The organism is Pigmentiphaga humi (assembly GCF_900606115.1).
Taxonomy (GTDB): Bacteria; Pseudomonadota; Gammaproteobacteria; order Burkholderiales; family Burkholderiaceae_B; genus Pigmentiphaga; species Pigmentiphaga humi.
On record NZ_UWPJ01000015.1, the window covers coordinates 111818 to 133141 of the forward strand.

General features: G+C 68.3%; 19 protein-coding genes. 9 read left to right on the forward strand and 10 right to left on the reverse strand.

Annotated features, from left to right (window positions below):
• Positions 1 to 46: 46 nt before the first annotated feature.
• Genes PIGHUM_RS08710 through PIGHUM_RS08720 form a run of 3 tightly spaced genes read right to left on the reverse strand, consistent with a single transcriptional unit; the run spans position 47 to position 2755 of the window.
• Positions 47 to 253: a DUF1656 domain-containing protein gene (locus tag PIGHUM_RS08710; RefSeq protein WP_124079184.1), complete on the reverse strand. Its 207-nt coding sequence runs from the start codon at positions 251 to 253 to the stop codon at positions 47 to 49.
• Entirely contained in the window at positions 243 to 2297 is a 2055-nt protein-coding gene (locus PIGHUM_RS08715; RefSeq protein ID WP_124079185.1) for an FUSC family protein, read from the reverse strand. The genes PIGHUM_RS08710 and PIGHUM_RS08715 overlap by 11 nt, the downstream gene beginning before the upstream one ends.
• Positions 2294 to 2755, reverse strand: a complete 462-nt coding sequence (locus PIGHUM_RS08720) for a MarR family winged helix-turn-helix transcriptional regulator (protein ID WP_124079272.1) — start codon at positions 2753 to 2755, stop codon at positions 2294 to 2296. The genes PIGHUM_RS08715 and PIGHUM_RS08720 overlap by 4 nt, the downstream gene beginning before the upstream one ends.
• A 249-nt stretch (positions 2756 to 3004) precedes the next feature.
• Between PIGHUM_RS08720 and PIGHUM_RS08725 the strand changes: the two genes are divergently transcribed.
• The 5 genes from PIGHUM_RS08725 (at position 3005) to PIGHUM_RS24335 (ending at position 8545) form a co-directional block, all read left to right on the forward strand.
• Positions 3005 to 3427, forward strand: coding sequence for a hypothetical protein (locus PIGHUM_RS08725; protein ID WP_187697766.1), 423 nt, complete (start codon positions 3005 to 3007; stop codon positions 3425 to 3427).
• Positions 3428 to 3566: 139 nt separating this feature from the next.
• Positions 3567 to 4289 carry a response regulator transcription factor gene (locus PIGHUM_RS08730; protein ID WP_160142215.1) on the forward strand — a complete coding sequence of 241 codons (723 nt, stop codon included), beginning with the start codon at positions 3567 to 3569 and terminating at the stop codon, positions 4287 to 4289.
• Positions 4286 to 6004 (forward strand): FecR family protein, encoded by a 1719-nt coding sequence (locus PIGHUM_RS08735; protein ID WP_124079187.1) that lies wholly within the window; start codon positions 4286 to 4288, stop codon positions 6002 to 6004. The genes PIGHUM_RS08730 and PIGHUM_RS08735 overlap by 4 nt, the downstream gene beginning before the upstream one ends.
• A gap of 3 nt (positions 6005 to 6007) precedes the next feature.
• Positions 6008 to 8317 carry a CHASE2 domain-containing protein gene (locus PIGHUM_RS08740; RefSeq protein WP_124079188.1) on the forward strand — a complete coding sequence of 770 codons (2310 nt, stop codon included), beginning with the start codon at positions 6008 to 6010 and terminating at the stop codon, positions 8315 to 8317.
• 96 nt (positions 8318 to 8413) lie between these two features.
• A complete protein-coding gene (locus PIGHUM_RS24335; protein WP_281279069.1) occupies positions 8414 to 8545 on the forward strand; it encodes a hypothetical protein in 132 nt (43 codons plus the stop codon).
• 63 nt (positions 8546 to 8608) lie between these two features.
• On the opposite strand, the gene PIGHUM_RS08745 is transcribed toward PIGHUM_RS24335, so the two are convergent.
• Positions 8609 to 10546, reverse strand: coding sequence for a choice-of-anchor I family protein (locus tag PIGHUM_RS08745; protein WP_222929237.1), 1938 nt, complete (start codon positions 10544 to 10546; stop codon positions 8609 to 8611).
• A gap of 127 nt (positions 10547 to 10673) precedes the next feature.
• Here PIGHUM_RS08745 and tadA point away from each other — a divergent pair, with 127 nt between their 5' ends.
• Together tadA and PIGHUM_RS08755 are read left to right on the forward strand one after the other, a co-directional pair.
• Positions 10674 to 11174, forward strand: a complete 501-nt coding sequence (gene tadA / locus PIGHUM_RS08750) for a tRNA adenosine(34) deaminase TadA (protein ID WP_124079189.1) — start codon at positions 10674 to 10676, stop codon at positions 11172 to 11174.
• Complete coding sequence (locus tag PIGHUM_RS08755; RefSeq protein ID WP_124079190.1) at positions 11171 to 12118, forward strand: LD-carboxypeptidase; 948 nt, start codon at positions 11171 to 11173, stop codon at positions 12116 to 12118. Before tadA ends, PIGHUM_RS08755 begins: the two co-directional genes overlap by 4 nt.
• A gap of 12 nt (positions 12119 to 12130) precedes the next feature.
• Here the strand turns inward: PIGHUM_RS08755 and mnhG are convergent, their stop codons facing one another.
• Genes mnhG through PIGHUM_RS08785 form a run of 6 tightly spaced genes read right to left on the reverse strand, consistent with a single transcriptional unit; the run spans position 12131 to position 18257 of the window.
• Entirely contained in the window at positions 12131 to 12595 is a 465-nt protein-coding gene (mnhG, locus tag PIGHUM_RS08760) for a monovalent cation/H(+) antiporter subunit G (protein ID WP_124079191.1), read from the reverse strand.
• The gene (locus PIGHUM_RS08765; RefSeq protein ID WP_124079192.1) at positions 12592 to 12873 is read right to left on the reverse strand and encodes a K+/H+ antiporter subunit F; all 282 of its coding nucleotides are present in this window, start codon (positions 12871 to 12873) and stop codon (positions 12592 to 12594) included. The genes mnhG and PIGHUM_RS08765 overlap by 4 nt, the downstream gene beginning before the upstream one ends.
• Positions 12870 to 13361: a Na+/H+ antiporter subunit E gene (locus PIGHUM_RS08770; RefSeq protein ID WP_222929238.1), complete on the reverse strand. Its 492-nt coding sequence runs from the start codon at positions 13359 to 13361 to the stop codon at positions 12870 to 12872. Before PIGHUM_RS08770 ends, PIGHUM_RS08765 begins: the two co-directional genes overlap by 4 nt.
• The gene (locus tag PIGHUM_RS08775; RefSeq protein ID WP_222929240.1) at positions 13358 to 15004 is read right to left on the reverse strand and encodes a monovalent cation/H+ antiporter subunit D; all 1647 of its coding nucleotides are present in this window, start codon (positions 15002 to 15004) and stop codon (positions 13358 to 13360) included. The genes PIGHUM_RS08770 and PIGHUM_RS08775 overlap by 4 nt, the downstream gene beginning before the upstream one ends.
• Positions 15004 to 15345: a Na+/H+ antiporter subunit C gene (locus PIGHUM_RS08780; RefSeq protein WP_124079194.1), complete on the reverse strand. Its 342-nt coding sequence runs from the start codon at positions 15343 to 15345 to the stop codon at positions 15004 to 15006. The genes PIGHUM_RS08775 and PIGHUM_RS08780 overlap by 1 nt, the downstream gene beginning before the upstream one ends.
• Positions 15336 to 18257, reverse strand: a complete 2922-nt coding sequence (locus tag PIGHUM_RS08785) for a monovalent cation/H+ antiporter subunit A (RefSeq protein ID WP_124079195.1) — start codon at positions 18255 to 18257, stop codon at positions 15336 to 15338. The genes PIGHUM_RS08780 and PIGHUM_RS08785 overlap by 10 nt, the downstream gene beginning before the upstream one ends.
• Before the next feature lie 279 nt (positions 18258 to 18536).
• Between PIGHUM_RS08785 and PIGHUM_RS08790 the strand changes: the two genes are divergently transcribed.
• Together PIGHUM_RS08790 and PIGHUM_RS08795 are read left to right on the forward strand one after the other, a co-directional pair.
• Positions 18537 to 20138, forward strand: a complete 1602-nt coding sequence (locus PIGHUM_RS08790) for an ABC-F family ATPase (RefSeq protein WP_124079196.1) — start codon at positions 18537 to 18539, stop codon at positions 20136 to 20138.
• 233 nt (positions 20139 to 20371) lie between these two features.
• Entirely contained in the window at positions 20372 to 21301 is a 930-nt protein-coding gene (locus PIGHUM_RS08795) for a BMP family lipoprotein (RefSeq protein WP_124079197.1), read from the forward strand.
• Positions 21302 to 21324 lie beyond the last annotated feature (23 nt).

Below are 21324 nucleotides of genomic sequence, written 5' to 3' on the forward strand. Positions count from 1 at the left end.
CAGCGCAAAACGGCCCAGGGCGGGCAGGGAGACTTTCTTGTTCACGTTAAGACTCTGAGGTAAGCAGGAACGACAGCGCGGCCAGGACGATGACGAACAGGCAGGCGTCGAACAGGGGCGGGTGCCAGACCCGGCGATAGACGCCGGTGCGGGCCAGCAGGCCGCCGATCAGCCGGGACACGGGAATGGCAAGCAGTGTCAGGAGCAGCAGCGCCGGGACGTACAAGCCGAAGATATTGATTTCACCGAACATGCGGGTTCTCTGCCTGGACAGGCGCCGGCTGGTAGTCGTCGGCGCCGGGATGGAGGTCGCGGCGCAGTCCGCCCAGGGCGGCCAGCGCATCGCGCTGCTCGCAGGAGGGCGGCAGTGCGCACAGCGTGCGCAGCAGCGCGTCGCCTTGCTGCAACAGGGCCGGAGACGGGGGCTGCCCGGCCTGCTGGCGGGCGTCGAAAAAACCGGCCAGCGCACGCAGCAGCGGCCGCGGGGAAACGCCTTGCCGTTCCAGCTCGGGCATCACGCGCAGCAACTGCGTGAGGTTCAAACCCACCCGCAGATCCCGCAGCGCATCAACGCCTTGCAGCGCCGCGGTGCCGCGGGCCGCCGCGATGCGCGGCGCGAGCAGCGCCAGCCGGTCGAGCATGCGTGCGGAGATTTCGGTCACCGTCGTGGCGCGCACCGACTCGGCCCGGCACAGCTGCGCCAGTTCTTTCCAGTTCGCGCGCAGCAGGCGCAGCGCGCTGTGCTCGGCGCTGATGGTGCGGAACAGGCGCGTGCATACCGCCGCCACGACAATGCCCGCCACCTGGGCGAGCATGCCGTTGACGAAGCTCGCCAGATCGGCTGTCTGGGTGTCGTGCAGGCTCAGCGCCCCGGCCACGCCGAACAGGAAAGCCATGGCGGGCCCCGTGGTGGCGGGGCGGGCGACCAGGATGCCGAGCAGCAGGAACAGCGGCGCGGTTGTCAATACCAGCATTTCGAAACTGTGGACCGCCGGCAGCACGACCAGCAGGTAGACGGCCGAACAGGGGATGGACCAGAGCGTGAACTTCAGGAACATCCGGATCGCCGGCACCGGGTTGTCCAGGGTGGCGAACAGACAGCAGAAGATCGCGGCCATCAATGCCGCGCCGTAGCCCGCCGGCCAAGCCGTCCAGATCCAGAACAGGCTGCAGGCCATGATGGCGACGGCCGCAGCGAACGCCGACAGCAGGGCCAAGCCGCGATCGGTATGCAGCGCGCGCGGCGAGGTGCCGGGGCGCTCGCGTATCGAATCGGAGTCCGCGTCGTGCAGGCCGGTCTCGATGTGCATGCGCAAGGCGTGCGAATCCGCATAAATGCCGATCAGCGCCTTCAGGCGCGATCCCAGGCTGATTTCCAGGATGTCGCGCCAGCCGGCGGACGGCGTGGCGGCAGGAATGGCCTGCTCGATTTCATGCAGCAGCTCGGCCGAGCGCGCCGGATCCGGGCGATCCGTGCCGTGCGCCCAGTCGGCGATCCCGTGCATGGCCTCCTGCCAGCGTCGCGGCACGCCCGCGGCGCTGGCGCCAAGCACGGCCAGCCTGTCTTCGATCGCCGACAGCAGCGGCAGCACGAGCGCCAGCCTGTCCTGCACGGCGTGCATGGCGTTGGAGGTCCAGCGCAGGCGCGAGGTATCGAAAGGCAAGTGCGTGGCCATCAACCTCAGGTCGGTGATGTCCGCGGCGAGTTTGCGCCTGTCCTGCTGCCCGACGTCGGACTTGCCGCCCAGCGTGTCGGTCATCCAGCGTTCGGCATCGCCGAACGCGCGCCGTATCCGGTCCAGCAAGACAGGGCCGATGCCCTGCGGCAGGATCAGGCTGTGGACCGCCGTTGCGCAGACGATGCCCAGCAGGATTTCCTCTACCCGCGAGAGGGAAATGTCGAAGATCTGTTCCGGCTGCGCGACGGTGGAAAAGCCGATCAGCGCGGCGGTGTAGCCCGCCAGCATGAACAGGTAGGAACGCGGCGTGCGATCCAGCAGCGAAATGAACAGGCACAGTCCCACCCAGAGGGCGAAAGCCAGCGAAAGCAATTCGGGCACGTTGACCAGCAGCGGCACGGCGGCGAGCGCCATGGCCGAGCCGAGGGTCGTGCCGGCGATGCGGTAGGCGGCCTTGGACCGCACGGCGCCGGAAAGCGGGCTGGCGACCACGTAGGCGGTCATCATGGCCCAGAAAGGGCGGGACAGCCCGATACGCATCGACAAGTAGAGCGCCAGCATCGCGGCGGCATAGCTTTTCAGCGAAAAGAGCGCCTCGGAAGAACTGGGAAACTTCATGGCGAGCCGGGCTCGGCCTCCCGCCTGGCGATCGTGCCCTGCAGCCCTTCGAGGACGCGCAGGCAGGTATGGATGTCGGTCCGATCCACGTCGGCGAACAATTCGCGCCGGAAAGGAATCAGGGCAGCCTCGATCCGGTCGACGCATTCGCGGCCGGCGGCCGTGAGATGGAGGGACTTGGCGCGCCGGTCGGTCGCGTCTTCGCGGCGCTCGACCAGGCCCAGTTCGACCACGCGGTCGATCACTCTGACGACCGACGAAGGCTCGATGCCCAGCGCATCGGCGATGGCGCCGGGCCGGGCGCCGTCGCCCAGGCGGCCGATCATGACCACGGGCCAGGCCGTGGCTTGCGACAACCCGAAGTCGGCCGCCAGTTTGTCCGCCGCCGATTTGTAGGTGCGTGCCGTGCGCCCCAGCGCCATCGTCAGGCGAGTGAGAGTTTCGTCGAATTTGTCCATATAAAATATTAGCATACTAAATATTTTCTTGTAAACAATATGAGCCATGCAGCGACGACGGGAGGCGGTTTGGAATTCGGGCGTCCCGCCCCTTGGTAACAAGCGGTCGCGGAGGCTGCGCGCTGCCCACGCGGCCACGCACGCGCTGTACCGAACGTTTACATCTGCAACCCACGGCCACTTCGCGGCCGGCCGCCCTGACTACACTGAACGCGTGACCAAGCCAGCAACCACCATCGGGAGCCAAGCATGAACATCGGAATGAAACGCTATGCCGCCGGATTGACGATCGCCGCGCTGGGCGCGCTTGCCGGCATGTCGGCGCAGGCGGCCTCGGGCGATGCGACCTATCAGGAAGAGATCGCGCGCTGCAACAGCGGCCAGTCCGGCCAGGACCGGGCCACCTGCCTGCGCGAGGCGGGCGCGGCTCGCCAGGAGGGGCGGCGCGGCAATCTGAGCAGTGCCCAGGACTCGGCCTACGAAAGCAACCGCACCGCGCGCTGCGAGGGCTTGCCCGCCGCGGACAGGGCCGATTGCCTGGCGCGGCTGGAGCGCGGAACCGAATCGGGCAGCGTGAAGGGAGGCGGCATCCTGCGCGAACGCCGCGAGGTGATCACGCCCCGGCCGTCCTCTCCGGCCATGCCCTCGGGCGCCGGCCCCGCCATGCCCTGATTCCGGGAGGCGGCCGGCCGCCGAACCCCTTCGGAAGCCACCCCGGCCCGAAGCGCCGTACGGAACCCGCGGAGCCGCCTGCAAAGGCGGTCCGCAAAGGTAGAATAGCGCCAGCAGACATTCGATCGCTGGGGGTTCGGTGCGCATCGCCATTTTGGAAGACGATCCCGCACATGCTCGGATCATAGAAAAAACTTTGTTGTCGGGGGGGCATGAGTGCACCGTCTATGAAGACGGCCGCGCCATGCTGCGCGGGCTGCACCGGGACGCCTACGACGCTTTCGTGCTCGATTGGCAAGTGCCGCACATCGAAGGGCCGGAGATCCTGGGCTGGATACGCCGCCACCTGCCGGCGCGGGTGCCGGTGCTGTTCGTAACCGCCCGCGATGACGAGCAGGACGTAGTCGCCGGCCTGCAGGCCGGAGCGGACGATTACATGACCAAGCCGATCCGCCCCGTGGAACTGCAGGCGCGCGTGGCCGCGCTGCTGCGCCGCGCCTACCCCGAGACGCAGCAACTGTCGCAGCCGGGCTTCGGCGCCTATGCCTTCGACCTGCATCGCCGCGAGATCCGGCGCGGCGAGTCGCTCATCGAACTCAAGCCCAAGGAATACGAACTGGCGGTGTTCCTGTTCCGCAACCTGGGCAGGCTGCTGACCCATGCGCATCTGCTCGAAGAACTCTGGGGAACCAGCGCCGTCGATACCCGCACCGTCACGACGCATATGTCGCAACTGCGCCGCAAGCTGGACCTGCGCCCCGAAAACGGCGCGCGCCTCGTGCCCGTCTATGGACTGGGCTATCGATTCGAACGGATCGCCGCGGATGGACAGTCCGGCGAAGCCGCTCCGGGGGATGCATGAACGACTACGAACGCGCGGGACCAGCCCGTGATGAAAAGCGCCCCCGCACACCGTGGGGAGTGTTCATCAAGCCGGGGCTGTTCGCTGCCCTGGGCTGCCTGCTGGCTATCGCGAGCAGCGCCGGCGCGCAGCCGGTGGGCGAGCCGCTGCGCCATGAAGTGCGCACTGGCGATACCTTGTACGACCTGGCGCAGGCCTATCTGGAAGACCCGGGCCAGTGGCCCGAACTGGCGCGCGCCAACGGCAATCCCCGTCCCAACCGGCTGCGGCCGGGCTCCATCGTCCTGGTGCCCGATGCCTTGCTGCGCCGCAAGCCTGGCGGCGCGCGCATCGTGCACGTCTCGGGCGAGGTCCGCTACGCCACGCGCGGCGGTGCGTCGGGCGTGCTGGAAACCGGCATGAAGCTGATAGACGGAGACCGCGTAGAGACCGGCAGCGGCGGTTTCGCCACGCTGGAAATGGCCGACGGTTCGGTAGTCCGGATCACCGGCGATTCGGTACTGCGGCTGGACCGGGTCAAATACAGCCTGGTCAAGAAGCGGGCGGATACCGCGCTGTCGCTGGACAAAGGGCGCGTGGAGTCCAGCGTGGCGCCGCAGCGCGCCAGCGGCAGCCGGTTCCAGGTCGGGACGCCGCTGATGGCGGCCGGCGTGCGCGGAACGGAATTCGGCGTATCGGTGGCCGGCGGCAATCGCGCCACCAGCGACGTACTCGAAGGGGAAGTCGAGCTGCAGGTCGGCCGGTCCGGCAATACCGCGCGCGTGCTCGCAGGCAGCGGCGGCGCCGTCGCCGCGGGCGACACGGTGCCGGCGCTCGCGCCGCTATTGGCCGCTCCCGACCTGTCGGGCGCTCCGGCCCTGCAGCAGCGTCCGCTGATCGACCTGCCGTTCCCGGCGCTGGCGGGCGCCGCGTCCTACCGCGCCTTCATCTGGCCGGCGCAGGCGCCCGGCGGGGTGGTCGGCAACGTCGTGGCCGAGGGTCCGCGCGTGCGTTTCGCGGGGCTGGAGGATGGCGACTACGTCGTACGGGTGAACGCCATCGACGCCCTGGGCATCGAGGGGCGCCCCGCGGTCTTGCCCATCCGGCTCAAGGCCAGGCCCGAGCCACCCGTCACCCTTGCGCCGCCCGACGCGGGCACGATAGAGGCAGGCGAGGCCACCCTGCGCTGGACGCAGGCAGAAGGAATAGCGAGCTATCGCCTTCAGGTGGCGCGCGACCAGGCCTTCACCGACCTGATCGTGGACGAGGCCGCGCAGCAGGGCGAATCGCGCACGCTGCCGGGCCTGTCTTCGGGCACGTATTTCTGGCGGATCGGCAGCGTGGCGGCCGGCAAGGACGGCCGCCCGGACGCCGGGCCCTTCGGCGATCCGAGACGCTTCATGGTGCGCCTGCCGGTGGCGGGCAGCCTGGGCATGGCGCAGGACGGCGACCAGGCCGTGCTGAGCTGGGACGGCGAAGAGGGCCAGCAATACCTGGTCCAGATCGCCCGCGCGGCGGATTTCTCCACGATCGTGGCGGAGCAGCGTACGGCGCAGCGCCAGTGGGCGCTGGACGGCCTGCCGGGCGGCCAGTATTTCGTGCGCATCCAGGCCACCGACGGCGATGGCTACGTGCGCGACTTCACGCGTGCGCAGCAGTTCCGCATCTACCGCTTCGTGCGCAGCGGCTCCGGTCCGTTGCGCATGGGCGACGGCCAGGAAATCCAGCTCCAGTAGCGCATGGGTCCGCGCCGCCATCGTCCATGGGTCCGTGCCGCGGCCGTCGCCGCCGGCCTGTGCCTGGCGGCGATGGCCGGATTCCACGGGCTGGGCCGCCTGGACGCCCCGGTCTACGACCTCCTCGCACGCCTGGATCCGCCCGCCGCCAGCCCGCAGGTCGTGATCGTGGCCATCGACGAAACCAGCCTGGCGCAGATGGGACGCTGGCCCTGGAGCCGGGACCGCCAGGCGGACCTGATCGAGCGCATCGCCGCGCAGCAGCCCGCCGCCGTGGGCCTGGACCTGCTGCTGTCCGAACCTGCCGCGGACGCCGGGCAGGATGCCCAGATGGCCGCGGCCCTGCGGCGCAGCGGCAACGTCGTGTTGCCCGTATTTACGGCGCGCCGGGAGGAGGGCGAGGTCGTGCCCATGGTGCCGGTCGAGCCATTGGCCAGCGCCGCGCGCGCACTGGGGCACGTGTCGGTCGAAGCCGACGACGACGGCGTGGTCCGAAGCGTCTTCCTGCAGGAAGGGACCGGCGGCCGGCAATGGGAGCACTTCGCGCTGGCGCTGCTGCGGGCGGGGGGCTTTGCCGTTCCCGAGCCGCTACCCGGCCAGCGCGCGCCGCAAGCGGCTCGGGAGCCCGCCGCCGGCCGCTGGTGGCGCGATCATTGGATGCTGGTTTCCTATGCGGGCCCGGCCGAAACCTATCGCACCATTTCCGCCGCGCAACTGTTGTCCGGCCAGTTGGCCGACGACGCGCTGCGCGGCCGCATCGTCTTGGTGGGTTCGACGGCCACAGGCCTGGGCGATGTCTATCCGACTCCGCTGTCGGTACGCCACCGGTTCACTCCGGGCGTCGAGATTTCGGCCAACGTGGCAGGCAATCTGCTGTCGGGCGTGACCCGGCAGGCGCTGGCGCCCTGGCATACGGCGCTGCTGACACTGGCGCTGGTGGCCTTGGGCTTGCCGGCGCTCTGGCGTTGGCCGCCGCTGCGCTCGGCCATGGCGTCCCTGGCGGGCATCGGCATCTGCCTGCTGGTCTCGGGCGTTCTGCTTGCCGGGGCCGGGAGATGGTTCGCGCCGGGCGCGGCCATGGTTTCCATCGCCGCGTTCTACGTCGCGTGGAACTGGCGCCGGCTGGAACATGCCGCGGCCTATCTGGTCGATGAGCTGGCCCGGATGCGGCGCCACGGCGGAGGAAGCGGCCAGGCGCCCGAGCCGGTCCGCAAAGCGGGCGGCGACCTGATCGATCGCCGCATCGACGATCTCGCGGCGGCGACCGAACGGCTGCGCGACGTCCAGGCCTTCATGTCCTCGGTCATCGAGAGCCTGCCGGACGTGGCCGTCGCCGTCGGCGAGGACGGCCGCGTCCGGCTCGCCAACCAGGCGGCGCAGCGCTATTTCGGCCACGCACTGGCCGGAACCGCGCAAATGAAGAACCTGCTCGCCGGACTGGACGCCGCCGCGGGCGGCGGGATGGATTGGCCGCCTGCATTCCGGCCGGGGCAGCCGGTGGAATGCCGCGACGCGGCCGGCCGCTGCTTCCTGTTCGAATACGCCCGCTGCTCCGGCCTGGAAGGCATCGAAGCCGCCTGGATCGCCACGCTGGTGGACATCACGCCGCTGCGCGAGGCGGAGCGGCGCCGCGACCAGGCCCTGCGTTTCCTGTCCCACGATATCCGCTCTCCGCAGGGCGCCATCCTGGCCTTGCTCGACCTGTACCAGGACGATCCCGCCGAGATGCCGCAGCAGGAATTGCTCGCGCGCATACGCCGTTACGCGCAGCGCACCCAGGCGCTGGCCGAATCTTTCGTGGAACTGGCGCGGCTGGCTAACACGCCGCTGCGGCGCGAACCGCTGGACGGCGTCGACGTGGTGCTGGATGCCTCGGATGAGTGCTGGAGCCGGGCCCAGGCCAAGCGGATCACGCTCGAGACCCGGGTGCCCGACGGCGAGTGCCTGCTGGAAGGCGATCGCGCGCTGCTGACCCGAGCCTTGATCAATCTGATCGGCAATGCCGTCAAATTCAGCCCGTCCGGCAGCCGTATCGACTGCCGCCTCACGCGCATGGACGGGCAATGGTGTTTCGCGGTGCGCGACCAGGGCCGGGGCATCGCCGCCGGCGACCTGGCGCGCCTGTTCCGGGAGTTTTCGCGCGTAGGCCGCCACGACGCGGGAGATGAGCCCGGCTTCGGCATGGGCCTGGCGTTCAGCAAGGCGGTGGCGGAGCGCCATGGCGGCCGCATCGAGTGCGACAGCGAATTGGGGCGCGGCAGCGAGTTCCGCATCCTGCTGCCGGCATCGGGCGGCCACGCCATGCAAGCGTAAACAAAGCTGATGCACGCGGAAACTCCGCCGCCTCATGGATTACAATCCCACCCTTGGTAAACGGGGGCAGTGGTTTGCATGGCGGAGCGGATTGTAGTGATTCTTATTTTGTGCGTGGCGATTGCCACGCCTTTCGGCATGGCCTGGCTGGCGGCCAATGACCTGCTGGTCGGCGTGACCGACTTCCCGCCTCCGCGCGCGCTGTTCGGCATTCTGCGCCTGGCCTGATCCCTTCTCGTTTTCCGCTCTCCGGACGCGCCCGGGTATCCCGGGCGCGTCTCGTTCCGCCGGTTATTTCGGCAGTTCCTGCTCGATCTCGTATATCGCCGTGGTGCCGCTGACTTCGTTGCCCACGATGAGCAGCGGCTTGCCGTTGGGCGATTTGGCGGCTGGCACGAAGGCCAGGCCCTCGGGGCCGAGGTCGCCCATGGTTGCCAGGTTCGCGTCCGACGGCTTGCTGCTCCAGTCGCTGCGGGTGTTGAAGTAATCCACGAACACCGGCGCGGCAGGGGCGGTGATGTCGTAGACCATCACGCCGCCCATGCGCTCCAGGCCGATGAAGGCGAAGGTCTTGCTTCCGATCTCACCCAGGGTGATGCCTTCGGGTTCCGGCCCCTTGGCATCGCTGCGGCTGTCGAAGGTGCCGGCCTCGTCATGCCCCGAGTTGAAATACTGGACGCAGGGAATGTCGCGCTTGGGGCCGAGCTTGCAGCTATCGCTGGCCAGCAGTTTCTCGAACTGCGCGCCGGAGTCCCAGACTTGCTTGCCGCTTTCGTCCCAGATCGAGAACGAACGGCCGCCGTAAGCATAGAGATGGTCGTACATGATGCGGTCGCCGGCCGCGTCCTGCACGCCTTTGGCGTTGAACATCACCGGATTGCCGAAGCTGTCCTTGCGATAGCCCATGGTCCACGAGATCTGCAAGCGGCCGAGCACGTCGTCGTCGCGGCATTTGCCCGGGTTGCCCGCAGCGGCGCCGCAATAGGCGAAGGTTTCCGGGTTGAGCAAGGCGCCCGCCGCGAGCTTGTCGAGCTGGACGGGCAGGTCGTCGCCGCGGCGGCGCGCAAAACCGTCTTTGTGGACCAGGTGCTTGACGCGGAATTCTTCGACGAAGCCCTTGCTCGCGTCGCCGGCCCAGTAGGAATCGTCGTCCTCGCCCCAGGCGCGCGCGTCGCCTTCGTTCGCGGTTACGAGATAGGTCTTGCCGCCGGCCGCGTAGGCGGCGATGGCGTCGGGCAGGTACATGCCCAGCACGCCGGGATAGGTGCGGATGTCCAGCGCGGCGGGTTCGTCGCTGGCGTCGAAGGCGTTGGCCTCGAGGCCATGGTCCTTGTAGCCCAGCGGCAGGATGTCGGTCACCTTGGCGGCGGCGATGTCGATGCGGGCCAGGGCGTTGTTCTCCTGGAGCGTGGCCCACGCGATCTTGCCGTCGGGCGAGACCGCGATGTACTCCGGCTCGAAATCCTGGGCGGCCGAAGCGCCGAAGGCGCGCTGGGGCATGGACGGCGACGGGCCGTAGATGCGCACGCCGCGCTCACGCAGCTCGGCTTCCTTGCCGTTCCAGGCGGCAAATCCGGCCACGCGCGCGACCGGCGCGGCGGGGTTGCTGACGTCGATCACGCTGATCGAGCCTTCCGGATCTTTCTGGTAGTCGTCGCTGGGCTCGCCTTCGTTGGCTACCAGCAGGGTCTTTCCGTCGGGCGTGAACACCAGCATGTCGGGCAGGGCGCCCACGCCGACCTTGCCGAGCAGCGCAAGCGTATCGGCCTTGTAGAGCGCCGCATGGCCCGGGTCGGTCTTGGCGGCGGCCTGCACGGCCACGGCTACGATGCCGCCGTGGATCGCCACGCTGTTGATTTCGGCGCCAGCGGCGATGGCGGAGGCATCGAGTACGCCGACATGCTTGGGATTCGCCGGATCGGCCATGTCCAGCACGTCGACCACTCCCTTGCGCGCATTGACCACGAAACTACGCTTGCTGTCCGGATCGAAAGCCGGGATCTCCGCGGCGCTGACGGCGAACTCGCCGGCCGAATAGCGGCCCAGCATGCGCAGGCTGATGCGGGTCGGCGTGGCTTCGACGGGCGTTTCGACCACGGGGTCGTCGGCCGGCGTCGCGCCGCTGCCGCCGCCCCCGAGGCAGGCCGCCAGCGGAATACTGAGGGCCAGGGTGCAAATGCTGCGGGCAAGCACGCTCATGCGCGCGGCCCGGAAAGAAAGTGTCGTCATCTGAAGTCATCGTCCTTGGGTCATACCGGGCGCCATCATCATTCAGCAACATGACAGTCATATGTAAGGAGGCGCGGACGAGGCGCCGGGCCGCGCGGTAGAATGCGCCGTCCTTTTGGCGATACCCATGTCCGACTCTTCCGATGCCCTGCAGATGCGCCGGGCGCTGGCGCTGGCCGAGCAGGCCTGGCGCGCGGGCGAAGTGCCCGTGGGCGCCGTGGTCTGCGATGCGCAGGGGCGCGTGATGGGCGAGGGCGCGAACCAGCCCATAGGCAGCCACGATCCGACCGCCCATGCCGAGATCCGCGCGCTGCGTGCCGCGTGCGCCGAGGCCGGCAACTACCGGCTGCCCGGCGCCACGCTCTACGTCACGCTCGAACCCTGCGCCATGTGCATGGGAGCGATGCTGCACGCGCGCCTGGCGCGCGTCGTGTTCGGCGCGTCCGATCCCAAGACCGGCGCCTGCGGCGGCGTGCTCGACCTGCCCGCCATCGGCGTGCTGAACCACCAGACGAAGGTGGAGGGCGGGGTGCTCGCCGACGAATGCGGCGAGCTGCTGCGCGCCTTCTTCCGCGAGCGGCGCCAGGCCGCTCGCCACGTCAACGCCTCTTCTTCGGAATCCCCATGACACACGCGCACGAGCACTGCGCCGCCTGCGGCCATGCACCCTTGGGCCGCAGGCCCGGCATCTACCTGGTGTCGCCTTCCGGCGCCTTGCCCGATCCGGACACGATCCCGCGGGCGCGCGCCCACCTCAAGGAACTGGGATTTTCCACCGTGCAGGATCGCGGCGTGTCGCTGCGCGAGCAACGCTTTGCCGGCTCGGACGAGCAGCGCCTGGCCGCGCTCGCGCGCGCCGCGGCGCAGAAGCATCCCATCGTGATGGCGACCCGCGGCGGCTACGGCCTGTCGCGCCTGTTGCCGCGCATCGACTGGCACGCCATGGCCGACAGCGGCAAGCGTTTCGTCGGGCACAGCGATTTCACCGGCTTCCAGTTGGCCTTGCTGGCACGCACAGGCGCAGTCAGCTACGCCGGCCCGATGGCGGCCTTCGATTTCGGCGGCAAGCGCGTCGATGACCTGACCGCCGCGCTGTTCGCGGAAACCATGCGGGGCGAGCTGGAGATCCTGAGCTTCGAATCCGAAGGCGCGGATGCCGTGGATTGCCGCGGAGTGCTGTGGGGCGGCAACCTCGCCGTGCTGATGTCGCTGCTGGGAACGCCGTATTTCCCCCGCACGCGCGGCATCCTGTTCCTGGAGGACGTCAACGAACATCCCTACCGCGTCGAGCGCATGCTGGTACAGCTGGCGCAGGCCGGCGTGCTGGCGCGCCAGAAGGCCATCGTGCTGGGCAGCTTCACCGACTACAAGCTGACGCCCCACGACGACGGCTACGACCTGCAATCCGTGGTGGCATGGCTGCGGCGCGAAGTGAAGGTGCCGGTAGTGACGGGACTGCCGTTCGGCCACGTGCGGACCAAGGCGACGCTGCCCGTCGGCGCGCGGGTCGGGCTGGCCACCGAGGCAGGCATGGCCTACCTGGTCTTCGCCGAACACGACCACACGCACTAGGCCCCGGGCGCGTCAATCTTCGCCCGGGCGGCCTCCGTGGCGCCCGTTGGGCTTGCCGTCGGCCACCTTGATCGATTCGACGTCGTAGTAATGCTCGTCGTCGATGTCGTCGGTGGTGAAACGGCGGTCGTCGAGGTATTGGGGCGCGGGCACGGTCTTGCCGGCGCGCCGGTGCCGGTAGAGCGCGGCGCGCGCCAGCATCAGCGTGGTGGCGGGCACGGTCATGGTCAGGAATACCGCGATCAGGATCTCGTGCAGCGCCGGGCCGCCGTCGGTCGTGGAGAAATACAGCATCGAGGCCAGCAATATCGCCACCAGGCCCATGGTGGCCCCGAGCGTCGGCCCGTGCAGGCGCTGGTAGAAGCTGTGGAAGCGCCACAGGCCCAGGCAGCCGATCAGCGTGAGCAGCCCGCCGCCCACGAGCAGCAGCGAAGTCAGGATTTCCGCCCAGATGGGCAGGGAGGCGGCCTCGTTCATTCGATGACCTCGCCGCGCAACAGGAACTTGGCCAGGGCCACTGAGCTGACGAAGCCCAGCAGCGCGATGGTGACCGCCCCTTCGAAATACTCGGTACTGCCCACGCGTATGCCGAGCACGAGCAGCATCAGCATGCCGCAGATGTACATGGTGTCGAGCGCCAGCACGCGGTCTTGCGCGGCGGGGCCCTTGAGCAGGCGCAGCGTGGCCAGTAGCATGGCGACGGCGATGCACAGCAGCGCGAACAGGCTGGCCCAGGAAAGCAGCATGCCGTTCATTCGAAAATCTCCATCAGCGGCTTCTCGTAGCGATTCTTGAGAGTGTCTATCCAGCGCTGCTCGTCGTCCAGGTCCAGCACGTGGATGAGCAGGCAGCTGCGGTCGTCGGTCAATTCCACGCATACCGTGCCGGGAATGGCGGTGATCACCACCGCCAGCGTGGTGATGCCGTGCGCATCGCGCATCGTCAGCGGCAGCTTGATGAAACCCGAGTTGTGGCGGCGCGCCTTGGGGCCGAGGATGATGCGCGCGACCTCCAGGTTGGACATCAGGCTGTCCCGCAGAACCACGCCCAGCAGCCGCAGCGCGGCGCCGGGACGGGACACGGCGGCTTTGACCGGCCGCAGCGGCGCGGTCCAGCGCGGGACCGCGATGGCCAGCGCCGCGCCCAGCAGGATGTGGCCGGGCGAGAGCGTCTGATTGAGCAGCAGCCACATGGCCAGCAGGACCAGCGATGTCATGGGCCAGGGTAGGAGGCGTCGGATCATGGCTGGGCATCTCCACTGGGGCCGGCCCGGCGGGTGGACAGGACGCCCTGCACGTAGGCGTCCGGCTCGTGCAGCGCGCGGGCCGTATCGTTGAAATAGCGCATGGCGGGCTGGGCCTGGACCATCAGCACGATGCCGGCCACCAGCATCGCGGCGATGGGGAAGACCTCGATCACGCGCAGGCGCGGCTGGGCGCGTCCGGCCGGCACCCAGAACGTCCGTATGCCCACGCGCGTGAGCGATACGACGGTGGTCAGGCCCGACACGATGAGCAGCGCCAGCAGGATCCAGGCCTGCGCCGGTTCGGCGCCGCTGCCTCCCTGGGTCAGTCCGCCGGGATTCAGGACGGAGGTCAGCAGCGCGAACTTTGCGACGAAGCCGGACAGCGGCGGCAGGCCGGACAGCACCAGCGCGCAGGCGATGAAGCTCAGGCCGAGGAAGGCCATCGCCGCCGGAATCACCACGCCGATGTCGGCGGAATTCGTCTCGTCTTCCTGGGCCGCGTTGCGGTCCAGGCCGAAAGCTTCCAGCGTGACCGCGAGCAGATCGGCACCGAAGGTGCGGCTGCGCTCCATCAGTTCCTGCAGCAGGAAGAAAGCGCCCAGCGCCAGCGTGGAGCTGACCAGGTAGAACAGCGCCGCCGCGGTGATGCCGGGCTGGCCGAAGCCGATGGCCGACAGCAGCGTCCCCGATGAAATGATGACCGAGAACCCGGCCAGGCGTCCCAGGTTCTGCGAGGCGAGCATGCCCAGCGTGCCGAAAGTCAGCGTGGCCAGGCCGACATAGAGGATCCAGGGCTGGACGAAACCGCTCGATGCGCCGGCCGAACTGCCGAACATCAGCAGCGACAGCCGCAGGATCACGTAGACCCCCACCTTGGTCATGATGGCGAACAGCGCCGCGGCGGGCGGGCTGGCGGCGGCGTAGGAGGGCGGCAGCCAGAAGTTCAGGGGCCAGGCGCCCGCCTTGATCAGGAAGGCCACGCCCAGGATCGCCGCGCCGGCCTCCATCAGGCCGCGGTCCGCGGCCGCGACCTGGCCGATGCGCACCGCGATGTCGGCCATGTTCAGCGTGCCGGTGACGCCGTAGATCAGCGCGACGCCGATCAGGAACAGCGAGGAGCCGACCAGGTTCACGGCGATGTAGTGCAGCCCGGCCTTGACCCGCTGCGGACCGGAACCGTGCAGCAGCAGGCCGTAGGAAGCCGCCAGCAGGATCTCGAAGAACACGAACAGGTTGAACAGGTCGGCCGTCAGGAAGGCGCCGTTCAGGCCCATGAGCTGCAGCTGGAACAGCGAGTGGAAATGCACGCCCGCGCGGTGCCAGCGCGCCAGCGAGTACAGCAGCGCGCCCAGCGCCATGACCGAGGTCAGCACCAGCATGATGGCCGAGAGGCGGTCCAGCGCCAGGGCGATGCCGAAGGGCGCGGGCCAGTTGGCCGGCAGGTAGACCGCCACGCGCAGCTGGCCGTCGTCGGCCTGCAGCAGCAGCGCAACGGCCACCGCCAGCAGCGCCAGCGTGGCCAGCACGTTGACGACGGCCTTCTGGGTGGTGAGGCGTTCGCCCAGCAGCAGCATCAGGCCGCTGACCAGCATGGGCAGCACGATGGGCAGGATCATCAGGTGGTCGTGCCAGGATAGCATCATTCGCCCTCCCGGCCGTCGACGTGATCGGTCCCGCTCAGGCCGCGCGAGGCCAGCAGCACCACCAGGAACAGGGCGGTCATGGCGAAGCCGATGACGATCGCCGTCAACACCAGCGCCTGCGGCAGCGGGTCGGCGTATTCGGCGACCTCGTTGATGCGGCCGGGACGCAGGATGGGCAACTGGTCGACCGACAGCCGCCCCATGGCGAAGATGAACAGGTTGACCGCGTAGGACATCAGCGAAATGCCCATGATCACCTGGAACGTGCGGGGGCGCAGCATCAACCAGATGCCGCAGCCGCCGAGCACGCCGATCGCCGCCGCGAGGATCAGCTCCATTGCGAGCCTCCCCTGGACGTCTCGGCCTCGGTTTGCTGGATGGCCCGGTGGCTGCGGATGGACTGGTGGGCCAGTGCGGTAAGTATCAACATGGTGGCTCCGACGACCAGGCTGAACACCCCGAGATCGAACACGAATGCGCTCGGGACGTGGATCTCGCCGATCAGCGGCAGGTCGAGGTGGGCGGTATGAGAAGTCAGGAAGGGATAGCCGAACAGCCAGGCGCCCATGCCGGTCAGCACGGCGAACAGCAGCCCCAGGCCGATCAGGCGCTGCGGCTGCAGTTTCAGCCGGGATTCGACCCAGGCCGTGCCGGCCACCATGTATTGCAGGATGAAGGCCACCGACAGCGTCAGGCCGGCGACGAAGCCGCCCCCGGGAAGGTTGTGGCCGCGCATGAACAGGAATATGGAGAACACCACGATCATCGGCAGCGCCAGCCGGATCAGCACCGAGGGCATGAGCATGTAGCCCACGGCGGGGTCGTCGCCGGCGCGCGCGGCGGAGACGGTCTTGCCCTGGTCGATCTGCTGGTGCGGCAGCGGGATGCTTTCCGGCGCGGGGCGGAAACGCCGCAGCAGCGCGTAGACGGTCAGCGCGACGATGCCCAGCACGCAGATCTCGCCCATGGTGTCGAAGCCGCGGAAATCGACCAGCAGCACGTTGACCACGTTGGTCCCGCCGCCTTCGGTCAGCGCCCGTTCCAGGAAGAAATTGGAGATGGTTTCAGGGTAGGGACGGATCAGGATGGCGTAGGCCAGCAAGGCCATGCCTGCGCCGCCCACGACCGAGATCGCCAGGTCGCGCACGCGCCTGGCGCGGGCGAGCAGGGGCGTGCGCAGGCCTAGCTCGGCAGGCTCGCGCCGGCGCGGCAGCCAGCGCAGGCCGAGCAGCAGCAGGATGGTCGTGACCACCTCCACCAGCAACTGCGTGAGCGCCAGGTCGGGAGCGGAGAACCAGACGAAGGTAATGCAGGTGATCAGGCCCGCCCCGCCCATCATGATCAGCGATGCCAGCCGGTGGTACTTGGCCTGGTAGGCAGCGCCGATGGCGCAGGCGATGCCGATCAGCCAAAGGATGGCGAAGGTCGGATCGACCGGCGCGACCTGCTGCTGCGGCTGCGGCAGCAATACCGGGTAGCCGTAGAGCACGATGCCGGCGAACAGGATCGCCACGGCGATGACGCCCAGCAGCTGCGACTGCAGGCCGCGCGCGCCCAGGCTGTTGGTGAGCCGGTCCGCCAGCCCGATGGCGAAGGTCATGGAGCGCTCGAAAGCGCGCTTGCCGCTCAGGCGGTGGATCAGCGGCATGCGCTCGAGCGAGCTCAGGCGCAGCGTCTTCTGCAGGATCAGGTAGAGCGCCGAGCCGCCGATCAGGGCGACCAGGCTCATCACCAGCGGCAGGTTGAAGCCGTGCCAGATGGCCAGGCTGTAGCCGGGGACTTCCTCGCCCAGGACGGCGCGCACCGCGGTGGCGAGAAAAGGCGCGATGGTATAGCTCGGCGCGATGCCCACGGCCAGGCACAGGAAAGCCAGCACCTCGGCGGGAAAGCGCATCCAGCGCGGCGCTTCGTGCGGCTCGCGCGGCAGATCGTGCGGCGGCGGGCCGAAGAATACGTCGTGCAGGAAGCGCCACGAATAGGCCACGCTGAACGCCCCGGCCACCGTCGCCGCGATCGGCAGCGCATGGCTCATGCCCACGGCATGGCCGACCACGACCGCCTCGGTGAAGAACATTTCCTTGGAAATGAAGCCGTTGAGCAGCGGCACCCCGGCCATGGCGGCGCCCGCCACCATGGCCAGCGTGGCGGTAATCGGCATGACCCGCGCCAGCCCGCTCAGGCGCCGGATGTCGCGCGTGCCGCATTCGTGGTCGATGATGCCGGCGGCCATGAACAGCGAGGCCTTGAAGGTCGCATGGTTCATGGTGTGGAAGACCGCCGCCACCAGCGCGAGCGGGCTGCCCAGGCCGAGCAGCAGCGTGATCAGCCCGAGATGGCTGATGGTGGAATAGGCCAGCAGCCCTTTGAGGTCCTGCTGGAAGATGGCGGTATAGGCGCCCAGCAGCAGCGTGCACATGCCGGCCAGGCTGATGATCCAGAACCATTGCTCGGTGCCTGCCAGCACGGGCCAGAGCCGGGTCAGCAGGAACACGCCGGCCTTGACCATGGTGGCCGAGTGCAGATAGGCCGAGACCGGCGTAGGCGCGGCCATCGCGTGCGGCAGCCAGAAGTGGAAGGGGAACTGGGCGCTCTTGGTCAGCGCGCCGAGCGCAAGCAGCACCAGGGCGGTGGTGTAGAGCGGATGTTCGCGGATCACCCGCCCCGAGCCCAGGACGACGTCCAGGTCGTAGCTGCCGACGATGTGGCCGAGCACCAGGACCCCCGCGAACAGGCACAAGCCTCCCGCGGCGGTGACGGTCAGCGCCATGCGCGCGCCGCGGCGCGCGTCGGGGCGATGGTGCCAATAGCCGATCAGCAGGAAGGAAATCAGGCTGGTCAGTTCCCAGAACAGCGCGAGCTGGATCAGGTTGCCCGAGAGCACGACGCCGAGCATGGCGCCCATGAAGGCGAGGAAAAAGGAAAAGAAGCGCGGGACCGGATCTTCCGGCGACATGTAATAGCGCGCGTACAGCACGACCAGCAGGCCGATGCCGCTGACCATCAGGCTGAACACCCACGCCAGGCCGTCCATGCGCAGCACGAATTGCAGCCCCAGCGACGGCAGCCAGGGGATTTCGTAGCGGACCACGCCGCCGTACGAGACTTCAGGATAGAGCAGGGCGGCCTGTACCGTTCCCACCAATGCCACCAGCCCGGCCAGCCAGGCTTCGCGGTTGCGGGCATTGGCGGGCAGCAAGGCCGCCAACACACTGCCGGCGAATGGAAGCACGAGAAGAATCAGCAAGGACATAGGCGGCGGCCGCTCTCTTTATTTCTTGTGGGGATGGGGAATGCTGGCGAGCATGCAAGAATCGCGCCGCGAGCCGCAGTGCCTGCTGGCGCGATCCTGCCCAATGGTAACAAACCACGCGCCCCGCACGGGGGCTATCTCGACGATCGCGGCTCCGGCCGGCGTTTATGTAACGCCCGGGGCTGTCCCGTCCGATGGCTGTTACACTATTAGGTTGATCTTTGCGCCCGGCCTTTCCAAGGCGGCGCCTTTTCCATTTCTAGCGAGTTTTCTGCTGCCGTGATATCCACAGCCAACCTCACCATCCAATTCGGCCCCAAGCCCCTTTTCGAGAACGTGTCGGTCAAGTTCGGCGAAGGCAACCGCTATGGCCTGATCGGAGCGAACGGCAGCGGCAAGTCCACGCTGATGAAGATCATCGGCGGCGATCTCGAACCCAGCGCCGGCAATGTCTCGCTCGAGCCCAACACCCGCCTGGGCAAGCTGCGCCAGGACCAGTTCGCCTACGAAGACCTGCGCGTGCTGGACGTCGTGCTGATGGGCCACGCCGAGATGTGGCAGGCCATGAGCGAGCGCGACGCCATCTACGCCAATCCGGAAGCGACCGACGAAGACTACATGCGCGCGGCCGACCTGGAGGCCAAGTTCGCCGAATACGACGGCTACACCGCCGAGGCGCGCGCCGGCGAACTGCTGCTGGGCCTGGAGATTCCGGTCGAACAGCACCAGCAGCCCATGCGCGAAGTCGCGCCGGGCTGGAAGCTGCGCGTGCTGCTGGCGCAGGCGCTGTTCTCCAATCCCGACGTGCTGCTGCTGGACGAGCCGACCAACAACCTGGACATCAACACCATCCGCTGGCTGGAGACGGTGCTGAACCAGTATCAGTCGACGATGATCATCATCAGTCACGATCGCCACTTCCTGAACCAGGTCTGCACCCACATGGCCGACCTGGATTATCGCGAGGTGCGCATCTACCCGGGCAACTACGACGACTACATGCTCGCGTCGGCCCAGGCGCGCGAGCGCCTGCTGAGCTCCAACGCCAAGGCCAAGGAGCGGATCACCGAGCTGCAGGACTTCGTGCGCCGCTTCTCGGCCAACAAGTCCAAGGCCCGCCAGGCCACGTCGCGCCTCAAGCAGATCGACAAGCTCAAGGCCGACGCGGTCGAGGTCAAGCCCTCGTCGCGTCAGAACCCCTACATCCGCTTCGAGCTGGCCAAGGTCATGCACCGCCAGGCGGTCGAGATCGACGGCATCTCCAAGGCCTACGACAAGCCGGTCATCCCGAAGTACTCGGCCATGGTCGAGGCGGGCGAGAAGATCGCCATCATCGGCGCCAACGGCGCGGGCAAGACCACGCTGCTGCGGATGCTGGCAGGCGATCTGGCTCCCGACCAGGGCACCATCAAGTGGTCGGACAACGCCAACCTGGGCTATATGGCGCAGGACGTCTCGGACAACTTCGACAGCGACGAGAATCTGTTCGACTGGATGGGCCAATGGCGCCAGCCTGGCGACGACGACCAGGCGCTGCGCTCGGTGCTGGGCCGGCTGCTGTTCTCCAGCGACGACATCGGCAAAGCGGTGCGCGTGCTGTCGGGCGGCGAGAAGAACCGCATGATGTTCGGCCGCCTGATGCTGAGCAAGCACAACGTGCTGCTGCTGGACGAGCCGACCAATCACCTGGACATGGAATCCATCGAATCGCTGCAGCTGGCGCTGGAGAAGTTCCAGGGCACGCTGTTCTTCGTCTCGCACGACCGCGAATTCGTGTCGGGCCTGGCCAGCCGGGTCATCGAGATCCTGCCGAGCGGCGAGATCATCGACTACAAAGGCAGCTACGACGAGTATCTGGCGTCGCGCGGCATCGAAAACTGAGGCCGGCGACGGCACGAAGTTTGCTCTGCCTGTTCGAGACCAGCGGGCGTTTCCGCTGCAAAGGGAGAAGACTCCATGCCGGAATCCGTCTGTATCGCCAGTTCCGCCGTCACCGGCAGGCCCGCCTTCCAGGCACGCCTTTGTCCGGGCGCGCCGCAAAACGGTGCGCCCGCCACGCTGCCGCCCCTGCCTGGACCCGCCTGCTGCGGGCGCGGGCTTTCCCGGGCCTAGCCATGCGGATCAAGATCTTGCTCTTCGGCTCTCCCGGCTACGGCAGTTTCAACGAGTGCGGGATGGCGGGCATCGACATGGCGCGGCGCATCTGTCCGGGCATCGAACCGGTATGGATCGAGTCGGCGGGCCCGGCGTTGCGGACCGCGCGCCTGATCGACCTGTGCCATCGCGGCGCCGATCTCGTCATCGCTTACGGCACGCCGGGCGACTATCCGGTGGCCGTTGCCGCCCCGCGTTTCCCCCATGTCCAGTTCGTGGTCGTGCAGGGATCCTACGTGGCCGAGAACGCGGCGGTCTACGCCGTACGCCAGGAGCACTCGGCCTTTCTCGCCGGCGTGCTGGCGGCGGCCGAGACGCGCACGGGCGGCCTGGGCCACCTGGCCGGCGTCAAGAGCGAGCCCGCGCTGAGGGCGCGCGCCGCCTATGTGGACGGAGCCAAGCGCCATGCTCCGGGCGTAGGCATGATGACCTCGTTCTGCGGGAGCCAGGATGATCCCGAAGTGGCCTTCGACACCTGCGAAGCCATGCACCGCCGTGGGGTGGACATTTTCTTCGCCACCCTGGACGGCGGCCGCGAGGGGGCCACGTACGCCTGCAGGAAGTTCCGCATGCGGCAGATCGGCGCCGTACTCGACTGGACCGCGGAGGATCCCGGCGTGTTTCCGGCTTCGGCCATCGCCAATGCCGGCCGGTGCATCGTCGCGGCAGTGGAGGATTACGCGGGCGGCCGCCTGCGCCTGGACCACAGCCTTTGGTTCGGCGCCGAATCGCCGGAATACGTGCGGCTGGCGATGAGCCCCGGCGTGGGGCACGCCGCGCGCGTGGCGGTAGAGGAGTGGACCCAGGCGCTGGCGCGCGGCGAAGTCGCGCTGCCGCAGACCTACGCCGGGCGGGAGTTCGAGCTGAGCGGGCTGATCAACCGGATTTGATCCGGCCTTGCGCCGGCGGGTCC